The organism is Streptomyces sp. NPDC045470, from assembly GCF_040646595.1.
In the GTDB taxonomy this organism is placed as follows: Bacteria; Actinomycetota; Actinomycetes; order Streptomycetales; family Streptomycetaceae; genus Streptomyces.
Window position 1 is genome coordinate 1,178,445 of the sequence record NZ_JBEZAN010000001.1, and the last position, 24,825, is coordinate 1,203,269.

Consider the following 24,825-nt stretch of genomic DNA (forward strand, 5'->3'; position numbering starts at 1 on the left):
TCTGTGTTCACATGGTTCTCATGAGCGATATGCGATATGCGTTCTCGACACTCGGAGTGCCCGGGATGCCGGTGGGCGAGGTCGTGCAGCTTGCGGCCGGCGCCGGATTCGACGGGGTGGAGCTGCGGGCCCACCCAGAGGAACAGGTGCATCCGCGCATCGGGCTGCGCGAACGTGCAGCGGTACGTCAGCAGTTCGCCGACGCCGGAGTGAGCATTCTGGCGGTGTCCGGGTACGCGCGAGTGGCCGCGGCCCATGACGAACGTGGCGAGGAGGAGCTGGCGGCGGAGCTGACCGAGCTGGTCGTGCTCGCTTCGGACATGGGAGCCAAGTTCGTGCGGGTGTTCCCTGGTGGGGGTGACCGTCCCGTCGCGGAAGCCGATGCGGAGGCGGCCCGGCACCTGGCCGCGGTCGCGCCGTTCGCGGCGGAGCGGGATGTACGCGTTCTTCTGGAGACGCACGACTCGCATCCCCGCGGTGCCGACGCGGCGCGGATCGTGGGCCCCGTGGGGCACCGGCACATCGGCGCGCTCTGGGACGTACTTCACCCGTGGCTCGGCGGTGAGGCGCCGGCCGACACGTTTGCGGCGCTCGCCCCGTATCTCGGGTTCGTGCAGGTCAAGGACGTTGCTTCGGCCGAGGACGCCACTCCCCTGGCGCTCGGCGCGGGCACGGTCCCGCTGGCCGACTGCATCGGGGCGCTCGTCCGCGCGCAGTGGGACGGTTGGCTGTGCTGGGAGTACGAGAAGCGGTGGTACCCACGCGCCGCCGACCTTCCCGGGCTGCTGAGCGCGGGGCGCGAGCACCTGGAGCGGCTGGTGGCGTCGGCTGCGGCCTGAGGAGCGCGGCATCGGGAGGCCGTGCCGCGTGCGGCCGTTTGTCGCGCCCGGCCGCGCGGGTGTCGTTCGGTAGAAGGCACCACGTGTTCAGGTACGCGACGGCGGCGGGCGCCGAGCCGGCCCGGACGGGCAGGGATACGGAGGTGCGGGGGCTTCGGAGGTACCGGGTTACGGAGATACGGGGAGTACGAAGCCGCGGCCGTACGAATCCCCGCCCACCACGCCCGTTCCCAGAAACGTTTCTGCACCACTCGCTGCGGCCTCAAGAACACATCGCCCCACATCCGTACCTTTTCCCGTATTCACGCCGAACCGGGGAACCCACCCGGCCCGCCGACCGTCAAAACGGTGTGCTGTGTGACCCCGCAGTGCGGTGTCGGCCTCGCTGCTGGCTGCGTTGCTGACCACCCTCTCCGCCGCCTGCGGCCGGCAGCACCCGCCACCGGTGCACCCCCTCCAACGCGCCGGTGGCGGATCACCGCCCCCCGGGCCGGGCCGTCCGTCACCGGCGACCACCGCGTCCCCCGACTGGCAGAGCCGTCGAACATTGACCGGCCATCCTTTTCCGGCTACTCGTGACTTCTTGGAAGTTTCCTTCGGACCGCCGGGGCAGCACTCGGCGAGGAAGCTTTCCGGAAGGAGCGCCGATGCACTCCAGACGTACCGTCCTGACCACCGCCGCGGCCGCCGCCTGTGCCATGGGTACGGGCGGCGGCGCCGTTCACGCCGCCGCTTCCGGCCCGCGCGCCTCCGGGGCCACCGACGCCCGTGCTCGCGCGGCTCGGCTCGTTTCCCGGATGAATCTGGAGGAAAAGGTCGGCCAGTTGTTCGTGATGCGGGTCTACGGGCACTCCGCGACCGATCCGGACCCCGCCGACGCCGAGGCCAACCGCAAGGAGATGGGGGTCTCCAACGCCGTCGAACTGGTCGCCAAGTACCACCTCGGCGGCATCATCTACTTCGGCTGGGCGCACAACACCCGCGATCCCCACCAGATCGCCGACCTCTCCAACGGTATCCAGCGGGCCGCCGCCGCCCAGCGTGTCCCCGTACCGTTGTTGATCTCCACCGACCAGGAGCACGGGATAGTGGCACGGATCGGCGCGCCCGCCACGCTCTTCCCGGGCGCGATGGCGCTGGGCGCCGGGCGATCGCGCGAGGACGCCCGTACGGCCGCACGGATCGCGGGCGAGGAACTGTGTGCGATGGGCATCCGGCAGGACTACGCGCCGGTCGCCGACGTGAACGTCAACCCCGCGAATCCCGTGATCGGCGTACGCTCCTTCGGTTCCGAGCCGAAGGCGGTGGCGCGGCTGGTCACCGCGCAGGTACAGGGGTACCAGCGCGCCGGGGTGGCCGCGACGGCCAAGCATTTCCCCGGGCACGGCGACACCGGCACCGACAGCCACGTGGGGCTGCCGTACATCCGGCACACCGCCGAGGAGTGGGAGCGGCTGGACGCCCCGCCGTTCCGGGCCGCCATCGAGGCCGGCATCGATTCGATCATGACGGCGCACATCGTCGTGCCCGCCTTCGACGCGAACGAGGACCCGGCCACGCTGTCCCGTCCGATCCTCACCGGCGTCCTGCGCGAGCGTCTCGGTTTCGACGGTGTGGTGGTGACCGACTCGCTCGGAATGCAGGGCGTACGGACGAAGTACGGTGACGCCCGGGTGGCCGTGCTCGCGCTCAAGGCGGGGGTCGACCAGTTGCTCAATCCGCCGGACATCGCCGTCGCTTTCGCGAGCGTGCTCAAGGCGGTACGGACGGGCGAGCTGACCGAGCAGGACATCGACGAGAAACTGATGCGCATTTTCCTGCTCAAGGAGCGGCGCGGGCTGTTCGACGATCCGTACACGACGCACCGCGCGGTGGAACGTTCCGTCGGTACGCGGCGGCACCTCGCCACGGCGGACCGGATCGCGGAGCGTACCACCACGCTGCTCGTCAACGACGGCGGGCCGTTGCCGCTGTCCCGGCGCGCGCAGCGGCGTCTGCTGGTGACCGGCGCCGACGCGGCATCGCCGTCCGGGACCGGGGGCCCGCCCACCAAGGTGCTCGCAGAGGCCTTCAATCAGCTGGGTTTCACGACGACCGCGCTCCCCACCGGCACCGCGCCCACCCGGGAACTGATCGACCGGGCGGTTTCGGTGCTCCGTACGCAGGACGCGGCGATCGTGGCGACGTACAACGTCACGGCGTCGTCGTCGCAGCGCGCCCTGGTCGCGGCACTGCTGGGCACCGGCAAGCCGGTGGTGCAGGTGGCCGTGCGCAATCCGTACGACATCGCGCAGTTGCCGGGCGTACGGGCGGCGCTGGCCACCTACTCCTGGACGGACGTGGAGCTGCGGGCCGCGGCCCGGGTGATCGCCGGGCGGCGCGATCCGCAGGGGAAGCTGCCGGTACCGGTGATGCGTGCTGATGCGCCGGGGAGCGTTCTCCACCCGATCGGGCACGGACTGTCGTACTGAGCCGACGGTGCCGGCGGCGTAAGCGGTACCGACAGTGTCAGCGGTACTGGCGGTGTCAGAGGTGTCAGTGATGCCCACGGCGCCCACGGTGAATCTTCGTACGGGGCTTCGGCGCTGCCGGGCTCCGTACGGACCGTGTACCGCCGGCCCCGCAGCGCTGCGTACTGCGCGGCCCGTACCTCGTGCGCAATGCGTCCGTTACGCCTGGCGTGCCCCCGAATGGGCGGGCCAGGCTGAGGTGCACGCACCGGGGGACGCAGGGGGCCGCGATGCGCAGGGTCAAGGGGTACGGGAACGGCGCCGTGGATTGCGTGATGGCGGCTCTGCTGCTCGTGGCGTTGTCCGCCTGCCAGCGCGACGGCAGTGGCTCGGCCGCGAACGGTGACGGAAATGGGCAGGGGAACGGAAGCGGGGGCGGAAGCGGCGGTGCGGCCACCGCGTCTCCGTATCCGTCTCCGGCAGCAACGTTTCTCGCCCCGGGTACGTGCAGCAGCCGCGGACGTACCGTCTTTCACCAAGTGTCCTGCCGCAGCGAGAGGGCCGCTGCCCTGGTGCTCTCCCGGCACGACGGTCCGCAGGCGCAGGGCCCGCTGTGTCCGGAACGGACGGACTTCGTGCTGCACATCAGCGAACGCCGGCCCGCTTCCGACGAGAACGGTGACGGCGCGGTACCGCAGGGCTACGCCTGTATGCGCAATCTGGAAGCGCCGCACCCCGGTGATCCCGGCGGGGGCGGCGGCCCGCGCACCATCGTCGGGGACTGCGTCCGCCCGTCGCGGCAAGGCGAGGTGAAGGAGACCGCATGTGACGGGACGGGGGCTCGGGCGCCGCAGTTCACAGTGACAGCGGCGGTCCGTTCTCGTTCTGCCTGTCCGGCCGACACGGACTTGTACGTGCAGTTGGGCGGCGGGGCACCGGTAGGGTGCGCCCGCCGCCTGTGAACCGCCGGCCCGTACTCCAGGCCGTCCCTCAGTCGTGACGCGTCTCGCGTCATACGCCACGCGCCACACGTCACAAAGAACGCGTCGCACGAGACGCATCACACGAGACGCGTCACACACCGCGCGCCGACATCACGGACGCAGCATCTGCATCTCCGAGACGTCCCGCTTGTCCAGCTTCTTGTCGTACGGGGCCAGCGGCGCGGCCTCGGCGCCCTGCGGAGCGTCGACGTCCGCCCAGTCGAGCAGGGCCTCGGTCGCCTTCTTGCGGTCGGGCTCCCGCAGCTTCGCGATGTTCGAGCCGTGGTTGCCGCCGGGAACCTTGTAGACGTACGAGTCCTCGGAACCGGAGCCCAGCCGGAACGGCTCGGAGCTCCACGGGTCCCACTCACCGTTGACGAACATCATGCGCTCACCGTGATGACGCACCCACCGGTCCACGTCCCGCATCGCGTTCTTGTCGAAGTGCAGGGGGATGTCGCGCGGCACGAAGGTCCGGGAGTTGTTGATGCCCGGGTAGCGCAGCAGGTCCTTGAGGTGGTCGTACTTGTAGCTGGGCTCGCCGAGCTGGGTGCCCGCCTGGTAGTAGTACGGCAGATTGCGCTCAAGGCCCTGGTCGGTGTAGCTGTCGAAGCCACCGACCTTGTCGATCCACTTCCACAGTTCGTCGGTGGTGGCGGTCTTCTTGGGGACCTCGGGGCAGGCGGTGGCAGCCGGCTGGTACTGCCAGAAGCCGAACACCAGGTCGGTGACGAGGACCTCGTACGCCTTGTCGATGGTGCCGACGAGCTTGAAGGTCTTCTTGTTGTCCTGCGCCCACTTCGCGTAGCGGTTGACGATCTCGCCGCGGCGCAGCAGTGCCTCGCGCTCCAGCGCCGCGAGGTCCTTGCGGCACTGGGCGGTGCCGACGGTGCGGAGGAACCGGTCGTACGCCGAGTCCTCCTTGTTGTTCACGTCGTTCGGCGCGACGTAGGCGACGGTGCCGTCCATGTCGTCCGGGAAGAAACGGCGGTAGTACGTGGCGGTCATGCCGCCCTTGCTGCCGCCGGTGGATATCCAGTTCTGGTCGTAGATCCGGTGCAGCGCCTTGAAGATGCGGTGCTGGTCGTTGGCTGCCTGCCGGATGGTGAGCTTCTTCCAGTCGGCGGGCTGCGGCCGCGACGGCGTGAAGTACCGGTACTCCATCGACACCTGGTTGCCGTCGATGATCTGCGTCGGTTCGCTGCGCCGTACGTCCGTATTGAGGTTGTAGCCCGAGGTGAAGAAGACCGTGGGCCGGTCGACGGACTTGTGCAGCAGGGTCAGCCGCTGCTGGAAGGTCCCCTTGGAGGGGTGCTGGTGATCGATCGGCTGGGTGTAGTTGAGGACGAAGAAGCGGTAGCCGTCGACCGGCTTCTCCTGGACGAGACTCATCCCCGGGATCGCCAGGATCCGGTCCTTGATGTCGGTCGCTTTCGGCTTCACGGCGGTGGCCGCGGTCGCCGACGCCGTGCCCGCACTCGCCGTGCCTATGAGCACCGCGAGTGACAGCAGGCATCTGATGGCCTTGCGCATTGCACCCTCCCCTTGGGACAGCAAAGGTCGGGGTGAACCTATCGGCGCGGCAACGGTCCCACCAGCCCCTTCTTTTCGGAGAGGAACGGTGGTAAGTGGTCGCGCCACCCAGCGCCCAGCGCCCGCCGCCCGCCACCCGGTGCCCGCCGCCCGACGTCGTCGTCCGTCGACGGCGTCCGGTCAGCTCAGCGGCCGACCGGACGCCGGTGCGCACGGCACCTTGGCGGGCAGGGCGTCGTCGCGGGCGTTCAGGCAGCCACCGGCTCTTCCTCGCCCGTGAACGCGCGCCACAGTTCGGCGTAGCGTCCGCCCCTGGCGAGGAGTTCGGCGTGGGTTCCGTCCTCGGCGACCCGGCCGTGGGCGAGGACCACGACCCGGTCGGCGCGGGCCGCGGTGGTCAGGCGGTGCGCCACCACGAGCGTCGTACGCCGTCCAGACAGCCGGTCCGTGGCCTCGTTGACCGCGGACTCGGTGGCCAGATCGAGCGCGGCGGTGGCTTCGTCGAGCAACAGGATGTCGGGATCGACGAGTTCGGCGCGGGCGAGCGCGAGCAGTTGACGCTGGCCTGCGGAAAGGTTACGGCCGCGTTCGGTGACCTCATGGAGATAGCCGCCGTCCAGCCCGGCGATCATGTCGTGGGCGCCGACCGCCCGGGCCGCGGCCTCCACCTCGGCGTCGGTGGCGTCCGGGCGCCCGTACGCGATGGCGTCGCGCACCGTACCGGGGAACAGGTAGGACTCCTGCGGTACGACGCCGAGGCGGTGCCGGTAGCCGGTGAGGTCCAGTTCGCGGAGGTCCGTACCGTCGACGCGGACAGTGCCGGCCGTCGGGTCGTAGAACCGCGCCACCAGCTTGACCAGGGTGGACTTGCCCGCACCGGTCTCACCGACGAAGGCGACGGTCTGCCCGGCGGGGATGGTCAGGTCGATGCCGGAGAGGGCTGTGACGGTGGAGCTGTCGGAGATTTCGGAGGCGTTGGAGCTGTCGGTGGCGTTGGGGCTGCTGGAGGCGTGTGAGGCTCCCGTGGCTTCGGAGACGGTGCCGGTTTCGCTTTCGGAGGCGGCACCCCCGTACCGGAAGTGCACGTCCTCGAAGGTGATCTCGCCCGCCAGCTCGCGCACCGCGCGCGGATTCTCGGCCTGGGGTGTGGTGGTCGGCTCGCGCAGCAGTTCCTGGATGCGGCCGAGCGAGACGGCGGCCTGCTGGTAGCCGTCGAAAACCTGCGAGAGCTGTTGTACGGGGGCGAAGAACAGGTCGATGTAGAGCAGGTACGCGACCAGCGCGCCCGCCGTGAGGGTGCCGGCGCCGACCCGGCCGGCGCCGACGATCAGGACGAGCGCCGCGGCGACGGAGGACAGGAGCTGGACGAACGGGAAGTAGACCGAGATCAGGAACTGGCCGCGGATGCGGGCCGCGCGGTAGGCGTGGCTGCGTTCCGCGAACCGGTCGGCGCCGCTGCGCTCGCGGCGGAACGCCTGCACGATCCGCAGTCCGGCGACGCTCTCCTGGAGGTCGCCGTTGACGACGCTGATGCGTTCGCGGGCGAGTTCGTACGCCTTCACGCTCTGCTTGCGGAAGAAGTACGTACCGATGATCAGCGGCGGGAGGGTGGCGAAGACGACCAGGGCCAGCTGGACGTCGATGACCAGGAGCGCGACGAGGATGCCGAAGAAGGTCAGTACGGAGACGACGGCGGTGACCAGACCGGTCTGCAGGAACGTGGACAGGGCGTCCACGTCCGTCGTCATCCGGGTCATGATCTTTCCGGTCAGTTCGCGCTCGTAGTAGTCGAGGCCGAGGCGCTGGAGCTGCGCGAAGATTTTTACGCGCAGCGAGTAGAGGACGCGTTCGCCGGTGCGGCCCGTCATGCGGTTCGAGCCGATCTGGGCCGCCCACTGGGCGAGTACGACGAACAGCGCGAGGCCGGCGGCCGTCCAGACGCCCGCCAGTTGTGCGCGCCGTACGCCGTCGTCGATGCCGTGCCGGATGAGGACCGGGAGCAGCAGTCCGGCGACGGCGTCGACGGCGACCAGGGCGAGGGCGACGGCCAGCGGGCCGCCGAAACCGCGCAGGAGCCGGCGCAGACCGTAGGACTTCTCGGGGCGGGCGGCCCGCTCCTCGTCGATGTCGGGGGTGTCGGTCGCGGGCGGGAGGGCGGCGACCCGGGCGAGGAGTTCCGGGCTGGCGGCCATGCCGGGCGCGGCTTCGGGGGCTCCGGCGGCCGTGCCGGGCCCGGTGTCAGCTTCCGTGTCGAAGCGTTTCCACAAATGGGGAGTGATGCCGTTGACGCGGTGGTCGGGTACCGCTTCGGACGGAGCGGCCGCGCCGGAATCCGCCGTAACCGGGCGTTCCAGCAAACCGCTCGCCGCGGACTCTCCGCCGAAGCCGGGGCGCTCCAGGCTGGTACCGCCCAGCTCGCCGGAGCCTCCCAGCTCATCGACCCCACCCGGCTCGTCGGCACCGCCTGGTACACCGGTACCGCCTGGTACACCGGTACCGCCCAGCTCGTCCGGATCGGTCAGCAGGCGGCGGTACAGCTCGCAGCGGCCTTCCAGTTCCTCGCGCGTACCGATGTCGACCAGCCGGCCGCCGTCCAGGACGGCGACGCGGTCGGCGAGGGCGAGGGTGGAGGCGCGGTGGGCGATCAGCAGCGTCGTACGGCCCGCCATCACCCCGCGCAGGGCCTCGTGTATCTCGTGCTCGACGCGGGCGTCGACGGCGGAGGTCGCGTCGTCCAGGACGAGCAGCCGCGGGTCGGTGAGGATCGCGCGGGCCAGCGCGACGCGCTGGCGCTGGCCGCCGGAGAGGGTCAGGCCCTGTTCGCCGACCTCGGTGTCGTACCCGTCGGGCAGGGCGGATATGAAGCCGTCGGCCTGTGCGGCACGCGCGGCGATACGTATCTGCTCGTCGGTGGCGTCCGGGGTTCCGTAGGCGATGTTGTCGCGCAGGGAGTCGGAGAACAGGAAGCTGTTCTCCGGTACGAGGCCGATGGCCGCGCGCAGCGACGCGAGGCTCAGGTCGCGTACGTCGTGGCCGCCCACCAGAACCCGGCCCGCGGTCGTGTCGTAGAAACGGGGCAGCAGCAGCGAGACGGTGGACTTGCCGCTGCCGGACGTGCCGACGACGGCGACGGTCTCGCCGGGCTCGATGCGCAGCGAGAAGTCCTCCAGCACGGGCCGCCCGTTGCCGTAGCCGAAGGAGACCTGCTCGAACTCGACAGTGGCCGGCGCGTCGGCGGGGAGTTCGAGCGCGTCCTGGCGCTCTTCGATCATCGGCTCGGTGTCGACGAGTTCGAAGACCCGCTCCACACCGGCCCGTGCCTGCTGTCCGACGGTCAGCATCATCGCGAGCATCCGCACGGGCGCGACGAGCTGCGCGAGGTAGGTGGAGAAGGCGACGAAGGTGCCGAGGGTGATCTGCCCGTTGGTGGCCAGCCAGCCGCCGAGGGCCAGCATGGCGACCTGCCCGAGCGAGGGCACGGCCTGGAGGGCGGGGGTGTAGCGGGCGTTCATCCGTACGGTACGGAGCCGGCCGGCGAAGAGGCGGCGGCTGACCGTACGCAGCTTGCCGGTCTCCTGCTCCTCCTGGCCGAAACCCTTGACGACGCGGACACCGGAGACCGCGCCGTCGACGACGCCCGCGACGGCGGCGGCCTGGCCCTGCGCGTACCAGGTGGCGGGGTAGAGACGGTTGCGGCTGCGCTGGGCGATGAACCACAGGGCGGGGGCGACGGCCAGGGCGACGACGGTGAGCAGTGGGGAGAGCACCACCATCACGACCAGCGAGATCGCGAAGAGCAGTACGTTCCCGATCATCATCGGCAGCATGAACAGCAGGCTCTGGATGAGCTGCAGGTCGCTGGTGGCCCGGCCGACGACCTGGCCGGTGCTCAGTTCGTCCTGCCGGTGCCCGTCCAGCCGCGCGATCGACCGGAACATCCGGGTGCGCAGGTCGTGCTGGACGTCGAGCGCCAGCCGTCCGCCGTAGTAGCGGCGTACGTACGTCAGCGCGTAGACGGCGAGCGCGGCGACGACCAGCAGAGTCGCCCACGGGGCGAGCGGGCGGTCGCGGCTGACGATGACATCATCGATGATCAGCTTCGGGATGAGCGGGACGAGGGCCATCACGCCCATTCCGGCGAGTGACGAGCCGAGTGCGAGCAGTACGTCCTTCTTGTACTGCCAGCACAGGCGCGTCAGCCGCCGTGCCCAGCCGCCGCCCTTTTCCGCTGGACCGCTCCCCGTCCCCGTCACGCGCTGCCTCCCGCGTCTCGTCGTTCACCAGGAGGCTCCAACGCCGTGGGCAGCGGATTTCATTCCGCCGCAACAATCGGGAACGGGAAAACCCTTGACGCCGTCAACGATTAACGGCCGCCGGGCCGCACCGTCAGGCTGTAGAGGCGGGTGATCTGCTTCGGGCTCTCGTTGTCGTCGCTGACCAGGATGACGCGCAGCCGCCCGCCGGGCGCGCGGCCGGTGATCGCCATGCCCTCGATGTTGTCCAGCAGCGGATTGGTCTGCGGCTGGTGTGCGGGGGCGCCCAGGGAGGGGCAGGCGCCGAGGTCGGCGAGGAGCTTCTTGCGGGCGGGGCGTACCGCCTTGCCACCGGGGAGTGCGCCGATGCCGCTGACGTCGCTCGCCCGGCGCGGATCGGCGAGGTAGAGGCGCACCGTGTTGCCGACGCCGGCGGTGAAGCCGCGTTCCAGGACGAGCAGCCGGCCGTCGGTGAGCGCGGCGATCTCGGAGACGCCCAGTCCGGCGTCCACCGGGTACGCGTACTGCCTGCTCAGCCGGTACGGGGCAGGGCGGGTTCCGGAGCCCTGCCGCTGCCAGGTCTGGAAGCGCAGCAGGGGGCGTCCCGCGCTGTCCTTGCCGTCGCCGGTGAGCTGTCCTTCCATGGCGGCGGTCAGCGTGCCGCTGCCGGGGGCGAGCGTGAGGCCCTCGAAGGTCTGGTTGGACTGGGCGCGCCCGGCCGGCGCCACTTGGAGCGCCTCGGGGAGGGGCAGCCGTCCGAGGAGCGCGCCGGAACGGTCGTAACGCCGTACGGAAGGTTCCGTCTCTGACGAGACGAGGTAGCGCCCGCCCGGTTCGACGGCCAGGCCCTCGGCGTCGAGAACGGCCCCCTTCTCGTCAGTGATCTTGGTTGTCCGTGCCGGCCGGTGGCTCCGTCCGTCCAGGCCGATCAGTACGGAACGGTCGGAGAGGGCGGCGAGGGAGCCGTCGGTGTCGCGGGCGAGTGCGGAGAGGTTGCCTACGAAGGTGCCCTGGAAGGTGGTCTTGTCCAGGGCGTCGGAGTAGCGGTCGAGGGAGACGGACGGGGAGCAGGGATGGCCGCCCGCGGCCGAGGAGCGGTCGTTGTGGTCCGAGGGCGCCGAGGATCCCGAGGAGTCCGAGGTCTGGCCGCCGGCGGCTGAGGGGAGGCCGCCGCCCTTGTCCGTACGTGCCGATGCGGTGGACGCTCCCGGAACCGTGGCGGACGAGGCGGTTCGGCCCGCGGTGGCCGAGGCCGAGTCTGCGCCGGCCGATGCCGCCCGGCCCGGCCCCGCCGCCGGTGTCCCCTCGGCGCACGCCGTGAGACAGCCGGCGGCCAGCACTGCAGCGGTGACACGGACAACCGCGGAACGTACGCGCACGAGGGGTCCTCCCGTTCGTCGACGCCCGGGGGCAGGCGTGCCCCCGGGATGCGGGCAGGCCCGACGCGGGCACGCCCCAGTGTCGACCCTTCCCCTCAGCGGCGCGCCGCGAGCACCCTTCGGACAATCGGTCCCGCCGCGTCGCCGCCGTGACCACCCTGCTGGACAACTGCGGCCGCCGCGGCGTCGTTGCGGTAACCGAGGAACCAACTGTTGGCGTCGCCCTGGCCGTCGGCCTCCGCCGATCCGGTCTTCGCGCCGATGTCGCCGCTGAGTCCGGCCATCGCCCGCGCGCCGGTGCCGCTCACGGCCGTACGCCGCATCATGGCGCGCAGCTGCGCGGCGACCGAAGGGGGGAGGGCGCGGCTCGCGTGGGCGACCGGCCGGCCGTCCAGTTCCGGCGAGACCAGGACGGGCTGGGAGAAGTACCCGGCCTTGGCGGTGGCGGCCACGGACGCCATGTTCAGCGGGTTGGCCTGGACGCGGCCCTGGCCGATGAGCGCCGCCGGGGTGTCCGCGCCGTCGCTCTGCGGCACGCTGCCGTCGAACGTCGGTATTCCGGCCTTCCAGTCCTTGCCGAGTCCGAAGACTTCCTGCGCCTCGTTGCTCAGGTCCGTGCCCGAGAGGCGGTCGGCCAGGCCGATGAATGCGGTGTTGCAGGAACGCGCGAAACTGTCGGAGAACGTGCCGCCGCTGATCGCGAACATGCCCTGGTTGTGGAACGAGCGTCCGCCCGCCGACGCGTACTTCGGGCACTCCACGCTCTTGCCCGCGGAGACCAGGCCCTTCTCCATCAGCATCGCGGCCGTGACGACCTTCATCGTGGAGCCGGGTGCCAGCCGGCCCTGGAAGGCCGCGTTGAACTGGTCCGTACGGTGGTTGGCCACCGCGAGGATGTCCCCGCTGCCCGGCTTGACCACGACGACCGACGCCTGACGGTAGTCCTTGACCGCCGCTTCGGCCGCGCGCTGCACATTCGCGTCCAGCGTCGTGCGCAACGTTCCTTCGCGGCCCTTGACGACGGTGTGCAGCGTCTTGCCCGGCTGACCGCTTTCGCCCATGACGCGCACTTCGATGCCCTGGACGCCGCCCGCCTTCTCCCCGTAGCTCTCCCGGAGGGCGGGCAGGATGACACCGAGCGACGGGAGGGCTTCGGCGTCCAGTTCGGTGCCGTTGCGGTCGACCGCCTTGACGGGCGGCGCGCCGTCGGAGCCGGTCTGCAGGCTTTCGCCACGGTGCAGGGCGGGGTGGACCACGGTGGGCTGCCAGTCGACGAGCGCCTTGCCGGTGGTCTTGCCGCGGACGACGCGCAGTGCGGAATCGTACGACCAGGTCGCGTGCTCCGGTACGCCCTTCCCCTTGCCCTCGTCCTTACTCCCGTCCGTACCTTCGGCCTTGTCCTGGCCCTCACCCTTGCCCTTGTTCTCGCCCTTGCCCACCGAGAGTTCGGCGGTGACGTGGAAGGGGACCTTCGCGCCGTTGTTCTGGCCGGCCTCGAAGGTCACCTTCGACACCAGGGCCTCGTCGTGGAAGCCGGTCAGCGCCTGGCGCGCGCCCTCGGCGTTGTCCGTGAGGAGGGCGGCGGCCTCGGTGTCGCCCTTGCTCCAGGCCGCGAGAAAGTCGCGCGCGGTGTTGCGCACTTCTTCCTCGCTCGGCGGACCGGTCTGTCTGGAGGCGGTCGTACCGGCCGTTGACCCGGACGTACCGGAGTCGCCGCCGGCGAATGCCTCGTAGACGTTGTACGCGCCCACGCCGGCCACGCCCACCATCGCGGCGAAGACGCCGCCGACCACGTACTTCACACCCGTACGCACAGTTCCCCTCCCAGGTCAGACACACCGTGCGTGTCCGGACACTATGTGACGGAAGCGGTCACAGATGTCTCGTTCAGGGGACGGATTGGTCACTTTCGGTCCAGACCAATGGCCGGACCAGCGCCCCGGCCAGCGCCCCGGGCCAGCGGCCGACAGCGACCAAATCAATGACTGCGTCAAGGAAAACGGCCCAGATCGCTACGTTCGACGACCTGGACCGTTCCGAGGGAGATCCTGAACCGTTCCCGGCTACTCCCCGGCCGCCGGGCCCACGGCCTTCTGCACCGTCAGTTCCGCGAGCCCGGGGCGCCGGCCGTCCTTCGTCACCTCGGCGCCGCGCATCGTGAGCCGTACGTAGCGGGCCGTCGAGCGCCCGTCGTACCCGGTGCCGTACCAGTGCTTGCCGTCCGTCGAGACCTGCGCCACGTACGAGGCGGGCTCACCGTCCTTCCAGCGCGGAGTGATCTGCCCGATCCGCGACAACTTGCCGAGGTCGACGGTCAGGGTGCCGTCGGGACCGTCCGGCGTCCAGGAGGTGGACGCGTTGCCGTCCACCGCGGCGCCCGCGTACATACCGGGCTCCTCCGACGTGGCGCGCGCCGTGGTGCACCGGGCTGCATTGTCCGTCGTCGCGAGGTCGGGGCGGCGGGTCTTGAGCGTCAGGGGTACGCCGCGGCTCACCACGCGCTCGCCCTCCGGCGACTCGACGCGCATCGGCGCGCCCGCCGTCAGCCGCACCGTCGTGCTGTGCGCACCGATCTCCACGTCGTACGTACGCCCCTGCCAGCGCAGCCCGCGCAGCGTGACGCCGTCGGACAACTGCGGCGGCAGCATCGGGTCCAGGTGCACCCGGTCCTCGCGCATCCGCAGCCCGGTCAGCCCGTTGGTGAAGGTCTGCAGGAAACCGCCCTTGCCGGTGAGGAAGTCCTGCGCGGGCGAACCGGCGTGCGGGTCGCCCGCACCCGCCTTGTCGCCGCGCGCCTCGGAGAACTGGTGGAAGGCGCCGCGTACGAACGGCTTGATGGAACGCATCATGTACGTGTACGTCGAGCAGCCCGGCTCGCCGGCTCCGGCGGCGGCGACGGCGTGCACCGAGTCGGTCATAGCGGGGCCGTCCGGGTCGGTGAGAGCGGCGTAGTGGTCGAGCGTGCTGACCTTGGCGCGCTGCGACATCGGCCATTCCAGCGGGTACATGAGCAGGACGGTGTCGGCCTGCTTGATCATCGTGTTCTTGTAGCCGTCGTACTGCTGGAAGACGTCGCGCTTCGCGTCGTACGGGATGCGGATGCGGTCGGCGATGTCCTTCCAGGCCGCGGGGACGGACCGGCCGAGTAGTGCGGCGGCGCGTCCGGCGTTGCGCAGCGCGGTGACTGCGCCGGCGTTGGTGAAGACGCCGTCGTTCACGCCGTTGCTGTATTCGTCCGGCCCGGCGACGTTTTTGATCGAGTAGCTGCCGTCGGTGTTGCGGGTGACGCGCGACGCCCAGAATTCCGCGATGCCCTTCAGTACCGGCCAGCCGCGTTCCCGCAGCCAGGCGGTGTCCTTGGTGGCGAGGTAGTACTGCCAGGCCGCCAGGGACACATCGCCCATCAGATGGTTCTGGGTCTTGCAGTGCGGCGGTTCCCAGCTGTGGCACTCGTTCCAGAGGTCGCCCTTGCTGCCGCTGGTCCACGGGTAGAACAGACCCTTGTAGCCCAGCTTCTTCGCGTTGGCGGCGGCTCCGGCCCGGGTCTTGTAGCGGTAGTCCACGACGGACTTGGCCAGGTCGGGGTGGGCGGCCAGGAGTCCCGGGTACATCCAGGTCTCGGCGTCCCAGAAGATTTCGCCCGCGTAGTTGTCACTGGTCAGCCCGGCCGGGCTGATGCTGTCGCTGCTGCCGGGACGCGTACTGGACAGCAGCCCGTACTGCGCCGCACGCACCCACGCCTGCACGTCCCGCTGTCCGCGGCCCTTCACTTCGACATCGCTGCGCCACAGTTTCCGCCAGGCGGCGGCGTGCTTCCGGTACAGGGCGTCCCAGCCCCGGTCCGCGGCCCGCTGCGCGGCGGCGGTCGCGGCGGCGCGCGGAGCACGGGAGGTGAGGGCGGTGTCGACACCGACGTACTTGGTCAGCTCGTAGGAACGCCCGGCCCGTACGGGGAACGTCACGCTCTGCTGATTGCTCAGGTCCTTCGCCGCGCCCGCGTGCTGCGCGGTCGCGTCCAGCGGGCGGACCTGGGGGCCGGGGCGCAGGGCCGAGGCGATGGCGCCGTCCGTGTTCGTGCCGTCCGTACGGAAGGTCACGTCCATCGTGCGGCCGCCGCCCGGCCGCGCGCCGCCGCCGGTCTGCGTCATACGGCGCGCGCCGCGTCCGTCGAGACGGTCGGTGGCGGTGGCCCGGCCGTCCCAGTGCGGTGTCATGCGCAGCCGTACGGCGCCGGTGTGCGCGCTGGTGCGGTCCGCGAGTACGTCGTACACGAGGTCGGTGGCGCGGCCGTCGGCGGCTGTCCATGTCAGTGACGTACGGACCAGTCCGCAGCGGATGAACTGCGTCTGGCGGTAGTTCGAGAGGCGGCCCGCCGGGGTCGAGGAGTCGAAGGTCTGCGGGCGGTCGCCGGCGGCGGTGACGTCGAGGCCCGTCCACGTCGGGAGCGCGGCGATGGCCTGGCGGCCCTTCAGCTTCTCCGGGCCGCGTGCGTACAGGCCGGAGACGAAGGAACCGTCGTAGCGCGGTGTCTTCAGCGGCCAGCCGGTCGTCTCACCGGGGGCCGTGTAGCCGGCGCCGTTGGGGGCTATCCGCTGGCCGAGGTAGCCGTTGCCGACGAAGGCGTGGTGGCCGTCCTCGGGGTCGATACGGGTGGCGGTGGGGGTCCAGCCGTCACCGTCGTCCGCGGCGGTCGCGGCGGTCGCGGCGGTCGCGGCGGTCGCGGCGGTCGCGGCGGTCGCGGCGGAACGTTTCCCCTCGGAGGGTCGCGCGCCGGACCGGTCCAGATCCCGCGGAGCGCAGGAGGCACTGGACGGCTGGGCAGGCCCAGCAGGCCCAGCGGCCTGCACCGCCGCTGCCGTCGGAGCGCCCGAAGTCGACGTGGATGCCGGAGTGGATGCCGCCGCCGACGCCGGTGGCAGCGTCGTGACGAGGGCCCCCGCGAGGAGCGGGGCGATCAGTTTGGCCGAGTGAGTCATCGGTCTCCGTCGCAAGTGTCCAACCGGTGCGGCCGTGCGCTCAGCACCACGGACCACACCGAGAACATCATCAACAAACGCCCCAAAAGCATCGGAGCGCCCCACCCGCCACATGACGGAGTTCACAGGATCGCCCGCTGATTGGTCAATAGCCCACTCCATACGGCACACTTTTAGACTGACCAGTCAGATCAAAGGAGGGGCCGTGGACACCACCCGCCAGGGGGCGGCGGTCAACGCCAGGGGAATCGGAGTGAAAGGCCCGCGGGGGTGGGCGTTCAGAGACGTCCACCTCACCGCGGACCCGGGTGCGCTGATCGCCGTCGAGGGCCCTTCGGGCTCCGGCCGCACCTGTCTCCTGCTGGCGCTGACCGGCCGTATGAAGCTCGCCGAGGGCCACGCGACGGTCGCCGGCTTCCCCCTCCCCAAGCGCATGGGTACGGTGCGCAGCCTCACCGCCATCGCGCACGTCCCCGGGGTCGCCGACCTGGAACCGGCGCTGACCGCCGGGGAACACCTGGAGGAGCAGGCCCTGTTGGGCCACCGGATGGCCGGTTCGCTCGGCGCCCGGCTGCCCTGGGGCCGCCGCTACAAGGAGGCGACGCGGGCCCGCATCGAGGCCGCGCTGGCTGCCGTCGGCCTCGACCCCGCCACCCTGCCCAAGGGACTGCGCACCGCCGTACGGGACCTGGAGCGCATCGAGGCGCTGCGGCTCTCGCTCGCGCTGGCCGTCATGCACGGCCCGCGGCTGGTGGCCGTCGACGACGTCGACCTCAAGCTCTCCGAGGACGAGCGTTCGCTGGCCTGGCAGATGCTGCGGGACCTGGCCCTGCACGGCACGACGGTGGTGGCGGCGGCCAGCACCGCCCCGCGCGACGCGGTCGTCGTACGGACCGCGCCCGCGGCCACCGAACCCGCCGCCACCCCCGCCCCCACTTCGACCACCGGCACGGCCGGTACGACCGACATCCACGAGGAGGAAGCAGCCCATGCGCTCGCCGAAGCTCGCCGCGCTTGAGCTCAAGCGCTTCGGCAGGGGCAAGCTCCCCCGGCTGGGCCTCGTCGCCCTGATGCTGATCCCGCTGCTGTACGGCGCGCTGTACCTGTGCTCGTTCTGGGATCCGTACGCGAACCTGGACAAGATCCCGGTCGCGCTCGTCAACGACGACCAGGGCGCCACCGCCGACGGCAAGAAGGTCCGGGCCGGCGACGAACTCGTCAAGAACGTCAAGGACAGCAACACGTTCAACTGGGAGGAGGTCAGCTCCGCCGACGCCGAGAAGGGCGTCGAGAACGGTACGTACTACCTCTCCCTGACCGTTCCGAAGGACTTCAGCGAGCGGATCGCCTCCAGCTCGGGTGACCACCCGGAGACGGGTGCGCTCCAGGTCCGTACGAACGACGCGAACAACTACATCGTCGGCTCGATCTCCAAGACGATCTTCTCGGAGATCCGCGCGAAGACGTCGGCGAAGTCGTCGCGGCAGTTCTACGACAAGATCTTTGTGTCGTTCTCGGATCTGCACGACCAGACCGCGAAGGCCGCGGACGGCGCCACCAAGCTCGACGACGGCCTGGGCAAGGCCAAGGACGGCACGGACAAGCTCGCCGACGGCCTCGGCACGGCCAAGGACAAGAATGGCGAGCTGACGGACGGGCTGGGGAAGCTGGACAAGGGGTCCGGTGACCTGAGCAAGGGCGCCGGGACGCTGCGCGACAAGTCCGGTGAGCTGAGCCAGGGCGCGGGCGCCGTGAACAAGGGCGCCAGGGACCTGAACTCGGGCCTCGGCACCGCTCAGGCCAAGGGCAAGCAGCTCAGCGACGGCGCCGGCCGAGTGGCCGCGGGCACCAAGCAGCTCGCCGACAAGGTCAACGGCATCGCCAAGCAGGATCTGCCGTTCCTGAAGGCGCACAGCAAGGAGATCGCCGACAAGGCGCGCGTCGTCGCCGACCTCAGCAAGGCTCTCAACGACGACCTCGGCAAGCTGCCGGGGAACTCCGCCAAGGCTGCCGCCGAGGCACGGAAGAACGCTGAGGACGCCAAGTCCCTCTACCAGGAGAGCTGCGGTGGCGCTTCCGCCGACAAGGCCGACTGCGCGAAGCTGAAGGGCATCGCGGCAGGCACCGCACTCGCCGCCGACGCAGCGGAAAAGGTTGACGGAGTCATAGGAAAGCTGGACCTCCAGCACCTCCGTACGCAGCTCGGAGAACTGCACAGGGGTGCCGAGCTGGTCGCCGACAAGGCCCCGGGCATCGCCGGCAATGCGGAAAAGGCGATCGGCCAGATCAACGAACTCAACGCCGGTGCCCAGAAGATCTCCCGAGGGGCCGGGCAGTTCGTCCAGGGCATCAACGCGCTCGCCGACGGCAGCGGCAAGGTGGCGGACGGTACGGGCAAGATCGCCGACGGCAACGGAAAGCTCGCCAACGGTGCCGGTGACCTCGCCAACGGCGCAGGCCAGCTCCACAACGGCATCGGCGACGCCAAGAACGGCTCCGGAAAGATCGGCGACGGTCTCGGTCAGCTGGAGGACGGCGCGCTCGACCTCAAGGGTGGCGTCTACAAGCTGAAGGACGGCTCCAACCAGCTCGCCGGTGGCCTGAACAGCGGTGTGGACAAGATCCCGGACTACGACAAGAAGGACCGCGACGCCCGTACCGACGTCATGTCGAACCCGGTCGAGCTGGCCTCGAAGTCGATGCACAAGGCGCCCAACTACGGCACCGGACTGGCCCCGTACTTCATCCCGCTGTCCCTGTGGGTCGGCGCGATGGTCGCGTACATGCTCCTCGCGCCGCTCGGCAAGCGGGCGCTCGCCGCGGGGGCGCCGGGCTGGCGGATCGCGCTCGGGTCCTGGCTGCCGGCCTTCGCCATCGGCGTCGTGCAGGTGCTGGCCCTGATGGCCGTACTGCACTGGGGCCTCGGCCTGGAGATGGAACGCGCGGGGGCCACCATCGGCTTCCTGTTGCTGGCGACGGCCGCGTTCACCGCCATCATCCAGTTCTTCGGCGCGCAGTTCGGTCCGGCGGGCCGCGTACTGACCCTCGTCGTGCTGATGCTTCAGCTGACGTCGGCGGGCGGTACGTACCCGGTGCAGACCAGCCCCGGATTCTTCGGCGCGATCCACCCGTTCCTGCCGATGAGTTACGTGGTGGACGGCCTGCGCCGGCTCATCACCGGCGGTGACCTCGGGATCGTGTGGCAGGGCTCGATCGTCCTGGCCGTCTTCACCATCGCCGCGCTGGCGCTCACCTCGCTGACGGCGCGCAGCCGGCAGGTCGTACGGATGAAGGACCTGCACCCGGAACTGAGCCTGTGAGCGTGCGGACCCAGCACCGGGGCAGGCACGGGAGCGGCGCCGTTCGCGGCGCCGTTCGCGGCGCCGCTCCCGGCGCCGGACCCGAAGCCGTCACCCCGGCCCACGGGCCCCGCCGCGGCGCCACCCGGCGCAAGCTGTTCGACGCCGCGGTCACCCTCATCGCCGAGCAGGGCTTCTCCGCCACCACGGTGGACGAGATCGCCGAACGCGCCGGTGTCGCCAAGGGCACCGTCTACTACAACTTCGCCAGCAAGAACGTCCTCTACGAGGAGCTGCTGCGGGACGGCGTCGACCTGCTCGCCGCCTCCCTCCGGGACGCCGCCGACCGGGCGGTGCGGGTGGACGGCGGTACCCGGGTCGACGCGCTGGACGCGATGATCCGGGCGGGCCTAGACTTCATCGCCGGCTCGCCCTCCCTAACCCAGCTCTACGTGGCGGAACTGTGGCGTACGAACCGGGTCTGGCAGCCGACCTTGCAGTCCGTACGGGGCCGGGCGGTCGCCGTCGTCGAGGACGTGCTGCGGGACGCCGTCGACGTCGGCGAGCTGACCGAGGAACTCGACGTCCCGCTGACGGCCTCCGCCCTCCTCGGCATGGTGCTCGTAGCCGCACTGGACTGGCTGTCGTTCCAGCCGCACCGCTCGGTGGAGGACGTGCACGCCTCCCTGTCGCGGCTGCTTCAGGGCCGGGTCAGTCCCCTCCGCACGGACTGACACCGTATTCACACGGACCAGCCGAGCACGCGTCGTACACGCAGGTCAGAGCCCCGTCCCCGCATCCACCGGATGCGGGGGCGGGGCTCTCGCGTGAGACTGGACGGGGTACCTGAGACCGGCCGGGGTACGTGTGACCGGCCGGGCAGGCGGCAGACGAGCCGGGGAGTGCGGACGTATGAGCAGACAGCCGCGGCTCCCCTGGGTGATGAACGATCCGCTGGTCAACCGCGGAACCGCCTTCACCGCCGCCGAACGTGACCGTCTCGGGCTCGTCGGCCGGCTGCCCGACGCGGTGCTCACGCTGGACCAGCAGGCGCGGCGCGCGTACGAGCAGCTCCGCCGCCAGCCCGACGACCTGGCCGCGTACAACCATCTGGAGCAGTTGCACGACCGCAACGAGGTGCTTTACCACCGGCTGCTCACCGAGCACCTCGCCGAGCTGCTGCCCATCGTCTACGACCCGACCGTGGGCGAGGCGATCAAGACGTACAGCCATGAGTACCGGCGCCCGCGCGGCGTCTTCCTCTGCATCGACCGGCCCCAGGACTTGCGCCGCTCCTTCCAGGAGCTGGGTCTCGGGCCGGACGAGGTGGATCTGGTCGTGGTCACCGACGCCGAGCAGATCCTCGGCATCGGCGACTGGGGCGTGCACGGCATCCAGATCGCCGTGGGCAAGCTGGCGGTGTACACGGCGGCCGCGGGGATCGATCCCGCGCGGTGCCTGCCGGTGGTTCTGGACGTCGGTACGGACAACGAGACGCTGCTCAACGACCCGCTGTATCTCGGCGTACGGCACAGCCGGGCGCGCGGCGAACGTTACGACGCCTTCGTCGCCGCGTATCTGGACACGGTCGCGACGCTGTACCCGGACGCGCTCCTGCACTTCGAGGACTTCGGCGCGGGCAACGCACGGCGCTTCCTGGAGCGGTACGGCGAGCGCTACCGCATGTTCAACGACGACATGCAGGGGACCGGCGCCATCACGCTCGCCGCCGTCCGGGCCGCACTCGACGTCACCGGCGTACCGTTCCGCGAGCAGCGCGTCGTGGTGTTCGGGGCCGGGACAGCCGGCGTCGGCATCGCCGACCAGCTACGCGAGGCCATGGTCCGCGACGGCCTGGACGGCACCGAAGCGACCCGCCGCATCTGGCTCGTCGACCGGCCAGGACTGCTGCTCGACGCCATGGACGGGCTGCGCGACTATCAGCGGGGTTACGCCCGGCGCAAGGAGGAGGTCGAGGGGTGGGGGGACGGTGGAGCTGAACGGGATGACATCGATCTCCTGACGACCGTACGGAACGTGCGCCCGACCGTTCTGATCGGCACCTCGACCGTACGCGGTGCCTTCACCCGGCAGATCGTGCAGGAAATGGCGGAGCACGTCGAGCGGCCCGTCATCTTCCCGCTCTCCAACCCGACCGAGAAGATCGAGGCGATGCCGTCGGACCTGCTGCGCTGGACCGGCGGCAGGGCGCTGACGACAGCCGGCATCCCGGTGGACCCGGTGGAGATCGACGGCGTCCGGCACGTCATCGGCCAGGCCAACAACGCTCTCGTCTACCCGGGGATCGGGCTGGGCGTGGTGGTCTCGCGCGCCGAGCGGCTGACGCCCGGGATGCTGCTGGCCGCCGCGGACGCGGTCGCCGGGCAGGTCGCCGGGCGTGCCGGTGGCGGCCCGGGAGCGCCGCTGCTGCCGCAGGTGGAGAATCTGCGTGCTTCTTCGGCTGCCGTCGCGGTCGCGGTGGTACGGACGGCCGTCGGCGAGGGAGTCGCGCGCGTGGCTCCCGAGGATGTCGTCCAGGCGGTGCAGGACGCGATGTGGCAGCCGGAGTACGGGCAGACGCCGACACCATCCGGTTGACGAGCCGTCGGCCCGCTAGGTCTAATGGGAATGCGTGTGCGCGTGACGTCGGCCAAAGAGCAGTGGGCCGGCCGGCAGTCGGGCGACACACCTTTTCTTTTAGGGACGACGCCATGAGTTCATACTCCACAGGCTGAGCCTGACATCAGCGCGCCGAGTGCGCGCGGCGGTGCGTCACATGCCTGGGCACTGTTCCGGCCCGGTTCCCACCTTCTGGTTTTCGCGTTTCGGTTTCGTTGTTTCGGTTTCGGTGTTCTGCGTACGGCGTGGAACTCGCGGCATCCCATGACACGTACGACACGTAACCGATGACCTCTCCGAACGAGGGCGCGTGCGGCGACTGCCGCACGCCGTGAGCATGCCTGCGCGCTTCCCCCGCACTGCCATTCCTTCTCTTTCCCTCTCTTCCTTCCTCCCTTTCACCTTTCGGAGAGCGACACCAGCATGTCCCAGTCCTTCAATCAATCGGTCATCGCCGAGTTCCGGGCCAACGGTGGAAAAGTCGGTGGCCCGTTCGAGGGCAGTGACCTTCTTCTGTTGACCACCACCGGCGCCACCTCCGGCAAGCCGCACACCGTGCCCCTCGGGTGTGTCCGCGACGTCGGCCTGTTGCTCGTCGTCGGGTCGAATCTCGGCGCACCGGACCACCCCGACTGGTACCGGAATCTGCTCGCGCGCCCGCAGGTGCGGGTGGAGTTCGGCACCGAGGCGTTCGAGGCCATCGCGGTGCCTGTCGAAGGCGAGCGCCGCGACCGGCTGTTCGCGCAGGTGGTGGCCGTGGCTCCCGGGTACGGCGACTATCAGGCGGCGACGTCCCGCACGCTGCCGGTCGTGGTGCTGGAGGCGGCCGAGCCCGAGTACGTGGCAGCGGACGGAGAGAATCCGGCCACCGTCACCTCGCTCGCCGACAAGCTCGTACAGGTGCACACGTGGTTGCGCGCGCAGTTGCGACACGTACGCGACGAGGCGGCAGCCCACCTCGCAGCGTTGGCCGCTCATCAGGGGCCGGGCGCGCCGCCGGCTCCGGGGCTCGGGCTGCAGATCCGGCAGCACTGCCTGGCGTTCTGCCAGAGCCTGGAATTCCACCACACCGGCGAGGACGCGCACATACTGCCCGCCGTCGCCCGCTACCACCCCGAACTGCGGCCCGCCATCGACCGGCTCCAGGAGGAACACCGCACCATCACCCGCATCCAGAACGACCTGCTGGCCCTCCTGGCGGACATCGACACCGCCGATCCGGAACGTTTCCTCACCGATCTGGAACGCATGTCCGCCGCATTGCGGGCCCACCTCGCTCATGAAGAGGAGCAGTTGATCCCAGCGCTGGCCGACATTCCGTGGCCGCCGCCCGCACCGTAACCGGCCGGGGCGGACAGAGCGACCAGGGCCGCCAGGCCGGGCACAGCGACCGAGCCCGTCATGGCGGGCACAGCGACCAAGCCTGTCATGGCGGGCAGAGCGACCAGGACGGGCAGGCCGAGTAAGGCGAGCGGGACAGCCTTCAGCTTCTGGGCCGCGCTTTGAGCGCGCCCGGAGCCGCCGGCCCCACGCACCACACCATCAGGACGACCAGCGCGCATCCACCGTACTGGCTCGCGGTGGGGCGTTCTCCGACCGCAGTTCCGAAGCCGATCGCCAGCACCGGCTGAACGAGCAGCAGCGCGGCACCGGTATCGGGCGGCAGTTTCGGCAACGCGGGCGTCACCATCAGCCAGGCGAGTACCTGCCCGACGAGAGCCAGTACCGTCAACCAGGCCCAGGCGCGACCGTCGAGGGACAGGTCGATGCCCGTCCACGCTCCTCCCAGGAGCGCGGCGGCGGTCGCGGCGGCCGCGGTGGACGTGCACACCGGGCCGACGGTGTGTCCCTGCCCGCCGCCGAGTCGCATCAGGAAGAGGTACCCCGCGTATCCGCAGCCGGCGATCAGCCCGAACACCGCTCCCCGCGCGGGGTCACTGCCCTGGACCGGAGCGCCGACGGCCCCGCTGGCCAGTGCGATTCCCAGCAGCATGACGGGGGCCACGGCAACGAAACGCCGTGGCACGGGAGTACGGGTGAAGAGCCGCGCCAGCAGCGGGTAGATCACCACCTGAATGTTGATGATCACGGTGGTGACGGACGCTCCGACGCTGTGCACCGCCGCGGCCCAGAACACGAAGTCGACACCGAGCGCCAGGCCTGCGGCCAGGTCCAGGCGCCGCAGCCGCCACGTTCGCCGTCCGGCCGTCCGCCGTTCCGCGAGCGCGAGCGGCACCAGGACGGTCAGTGCGATGGCGCAGCGGAAGAAGGCGGCCGTCCCCGCGCTCGTACCGGACAGTTCGACGAAAGCTGCGGACGCGGAGACGCAGAGGCTGCCACCGATCACCATCCATACGGGCATTCCGCGTATGCCGCCGTCGGGCCCCACTGCACCGGTCCGGCCGGTCCGGTGACCGCCGCTCCCTGAATCCGTCATTTCTCCAATCTGGCCCCCACCACTCATCAACAAAAGCGACGTTCTGTCACCACAACT

General features: G+C 70.5%; 14 protein-coding genes. 8 read left to right on the forward strand and 6 right to left on the reverse strand.

Annotated elements, in window-relative coordinates:
• Positions 1-29 precede the first annotated feature (29 nt).
• The 3 genes from AB0A97_RS05055 to AB0A97_RS05065 all read left to right on the forward strand — a co-directional run bounded on the left by AB0A97_RS05055 (position 30) and on the right by AB0A97_RS05065 (position 4,251).
• On the forward strand, positions 30-839 hold the full coding sequence (locus AB0A97_RS05055; RefSeq protein WP_361145296.1) for a sugar phosphate isomerase/epimerase family protein: 810 nt from the start codon (positions 30-32) through the stop codon (positions 837-839).
• Between the two features lie 647 nt (positions 840-1,486).
• Positions 1,487-3,310, forward strand: a complete 1,824-nt coding sequence (locus AB0A97_RS05060) for a glycoside hydrolase family 3 protein (RefSeq protein WP_361144510.1) — start codon at positions 1,487-1,489, stop codon at positions 3,308-3,310.
• A gap of 269 nt (positions 3,311-3,579) precedes the next feature.
• A complete protein-coding gene (locus tag AB0A97_RS05065) occupies positions 3,580-4,251 on the forward strand; it encodes a hypothetical protein (protein WP_361144513.1) in 672 nt (223 codons plus the stop codon).
• A gap of 132 nt (positions 4,252-4,383) precedes the next feature.
• Here AB0A97_RS05065 and AB0A97_RS05070 read toward each other — a convergent pair whose 3' ends face one another.
• The 5 genes from AB0A97_RS05070 to AB0A97_RS05090 form a co-directional block, all read right to left on the reverse strand.
• The gene (locus AB0A97_RS05070; protein ID WP_361144515.1) at positions 4,384-5,805 is read right to left on the reverse strand and encodes a S28 family serine protease; all 1,422 of its coding nucleotides are present in this window, start codon (positions 5,803-5,805) and stop codon (positions 4,384-4,386) included.
• A gap of 248 nt (positions 5,806-6,053) precedes the next feature.
• Positions 6,054-10,058, reverse strand: coding sequence for an ABC transporter ATP-binding protein (locus AB0A97_RS05075; RefSeq protein ID WP_361144517.1), 4,005 nt, complete (start codon positions 10,056-10,058; stop codon positions 6,054-6,056).
• A gap of 110 nt (positions 10,059-10,168) precedes the next feature.
• Positions 10,169-11,437, reverse strand: coding sequence for an esterase-like activity of phytase family protein (locus AB0A97_RS05080; protein WP_361144519.1), 1,269 nt, complete (start codon positions 11,435-11,437; stop codon positions 10,169-10,171).
• Between the two features lie 95 nt (positions 11,438-11,532).
• Positions 11,533-13,251: a penicillin-binding transpeptidase domain-containing protein gene (locus AB0A97_RS05085; RefSeq protein ID WP_361144521.1), complete on the reverse strand. Its 1,719-nt coding sequence runs from the start codon at positions 13,249-13,251 to the stop codon at positions 11,533-11,535.
• 249 nt (positions 13,252-13,500) lie between these two features.
• Positions 13,501-16,413, reverse strand: a complete 2,913-nt coding sequence (locus tag AB0A97_RS05090) for a glycosyl hydrolase family 65 protein (protein WP_361144524.1) — start codon at positions 16,411-16,413, stop codon at positions 13,501-13,503.
• Positions 16,414-16,618: 205 nt separating this feature from the next.
• On the opposite strand from AB0A97_RS05090, the gene AB0A97_RS05095 reads away from it, so the two are divergent.
• The 5 genes from AB0A97_RS05095 to AB0A97_RS05115 all read left to right on the forward strand — a co-directional run bounded on the left by AB0A97_RS05095 (position 16,619) and on the right by AB0A97_RS05115 (position 23,672).
• The gene (locus tag AB0A97_RS05095) at positions 16,619-17,431 is read left to right on the forward strand and encodes an ATP-binding cassette domain-containing protein (protein ID WP_361144527.1); all 813 of its coding nucleotides are present in this window, start codon (positions 16,619-16,621) and stop codon (positions 17,429-17,431) included.
• Entirely contained in the window at positions 17,403-19,733 is a 2,331-nt protein-coding gene (locus AB0A97_RS05100; RefSeq protein WP_361144530.1) for a YhgE/Pip domain-containing protein, read from the forward strand. Before AB0A97_RS05095 ends, AB0A97_RS05100 begins: the two co-directional genes overlap by 29 nt.
• A gap of 134 nt (positions 19,734-19,867) precedes the next feature.
• Complete coding sequence (locus AB0A97_RS05105) at positions 19,868-20,446, forward strand: helix-turn-helix domain-containing protein (protein WP_361145298.1); 579 nt, start codon at positions 19,868-19,870, stop codon at positions 20,444-20,446.
• Between the two features lie 178 nt (positions 20,447-20,624).
• Positions 20,625-22,310 (forward strand): NAD-dependent malic enzyme, encoded by a 1,686-nt coding sequence (locus tag AB0A97_RS05110; protein WP_361144533.1) that lies wholly within the window; start codon positions 20,625-20,627, stop codon positions 22,308-22,310.
• A gap of 444 nt (positions 22,311-22,754) precedes the next feature.
• Positions 22,755-23,672, forward strand: coding sequence for a nitroreductase/quinone reductase family protein (locus AB0A97_RS05115; protein ID WP_361144536.1), 918 nt, complete (start codon positions 22,755-22,757; stop codon positions 23,670-23,672).
• Between the two features lie 142 nt (positions 23,673-23,814).
• Here AB0A97_RS05115 and AB0A97_RS05120 read toward each other — a convergent pair whose 3' ends face one another.
• Positions 23,815-24,768, reverse strand: a complete 954-nt coding sequence (locus AB0A97_RS05120) for a DMT family transporter (RefSeq protein WP_361144539.1) — start codon at positions 24,766-24,768, stop codon at positions 23,815-23,817.
• Between the last annotated feature and the right edge of the window lie 57 nt (positions 24,769-24,825).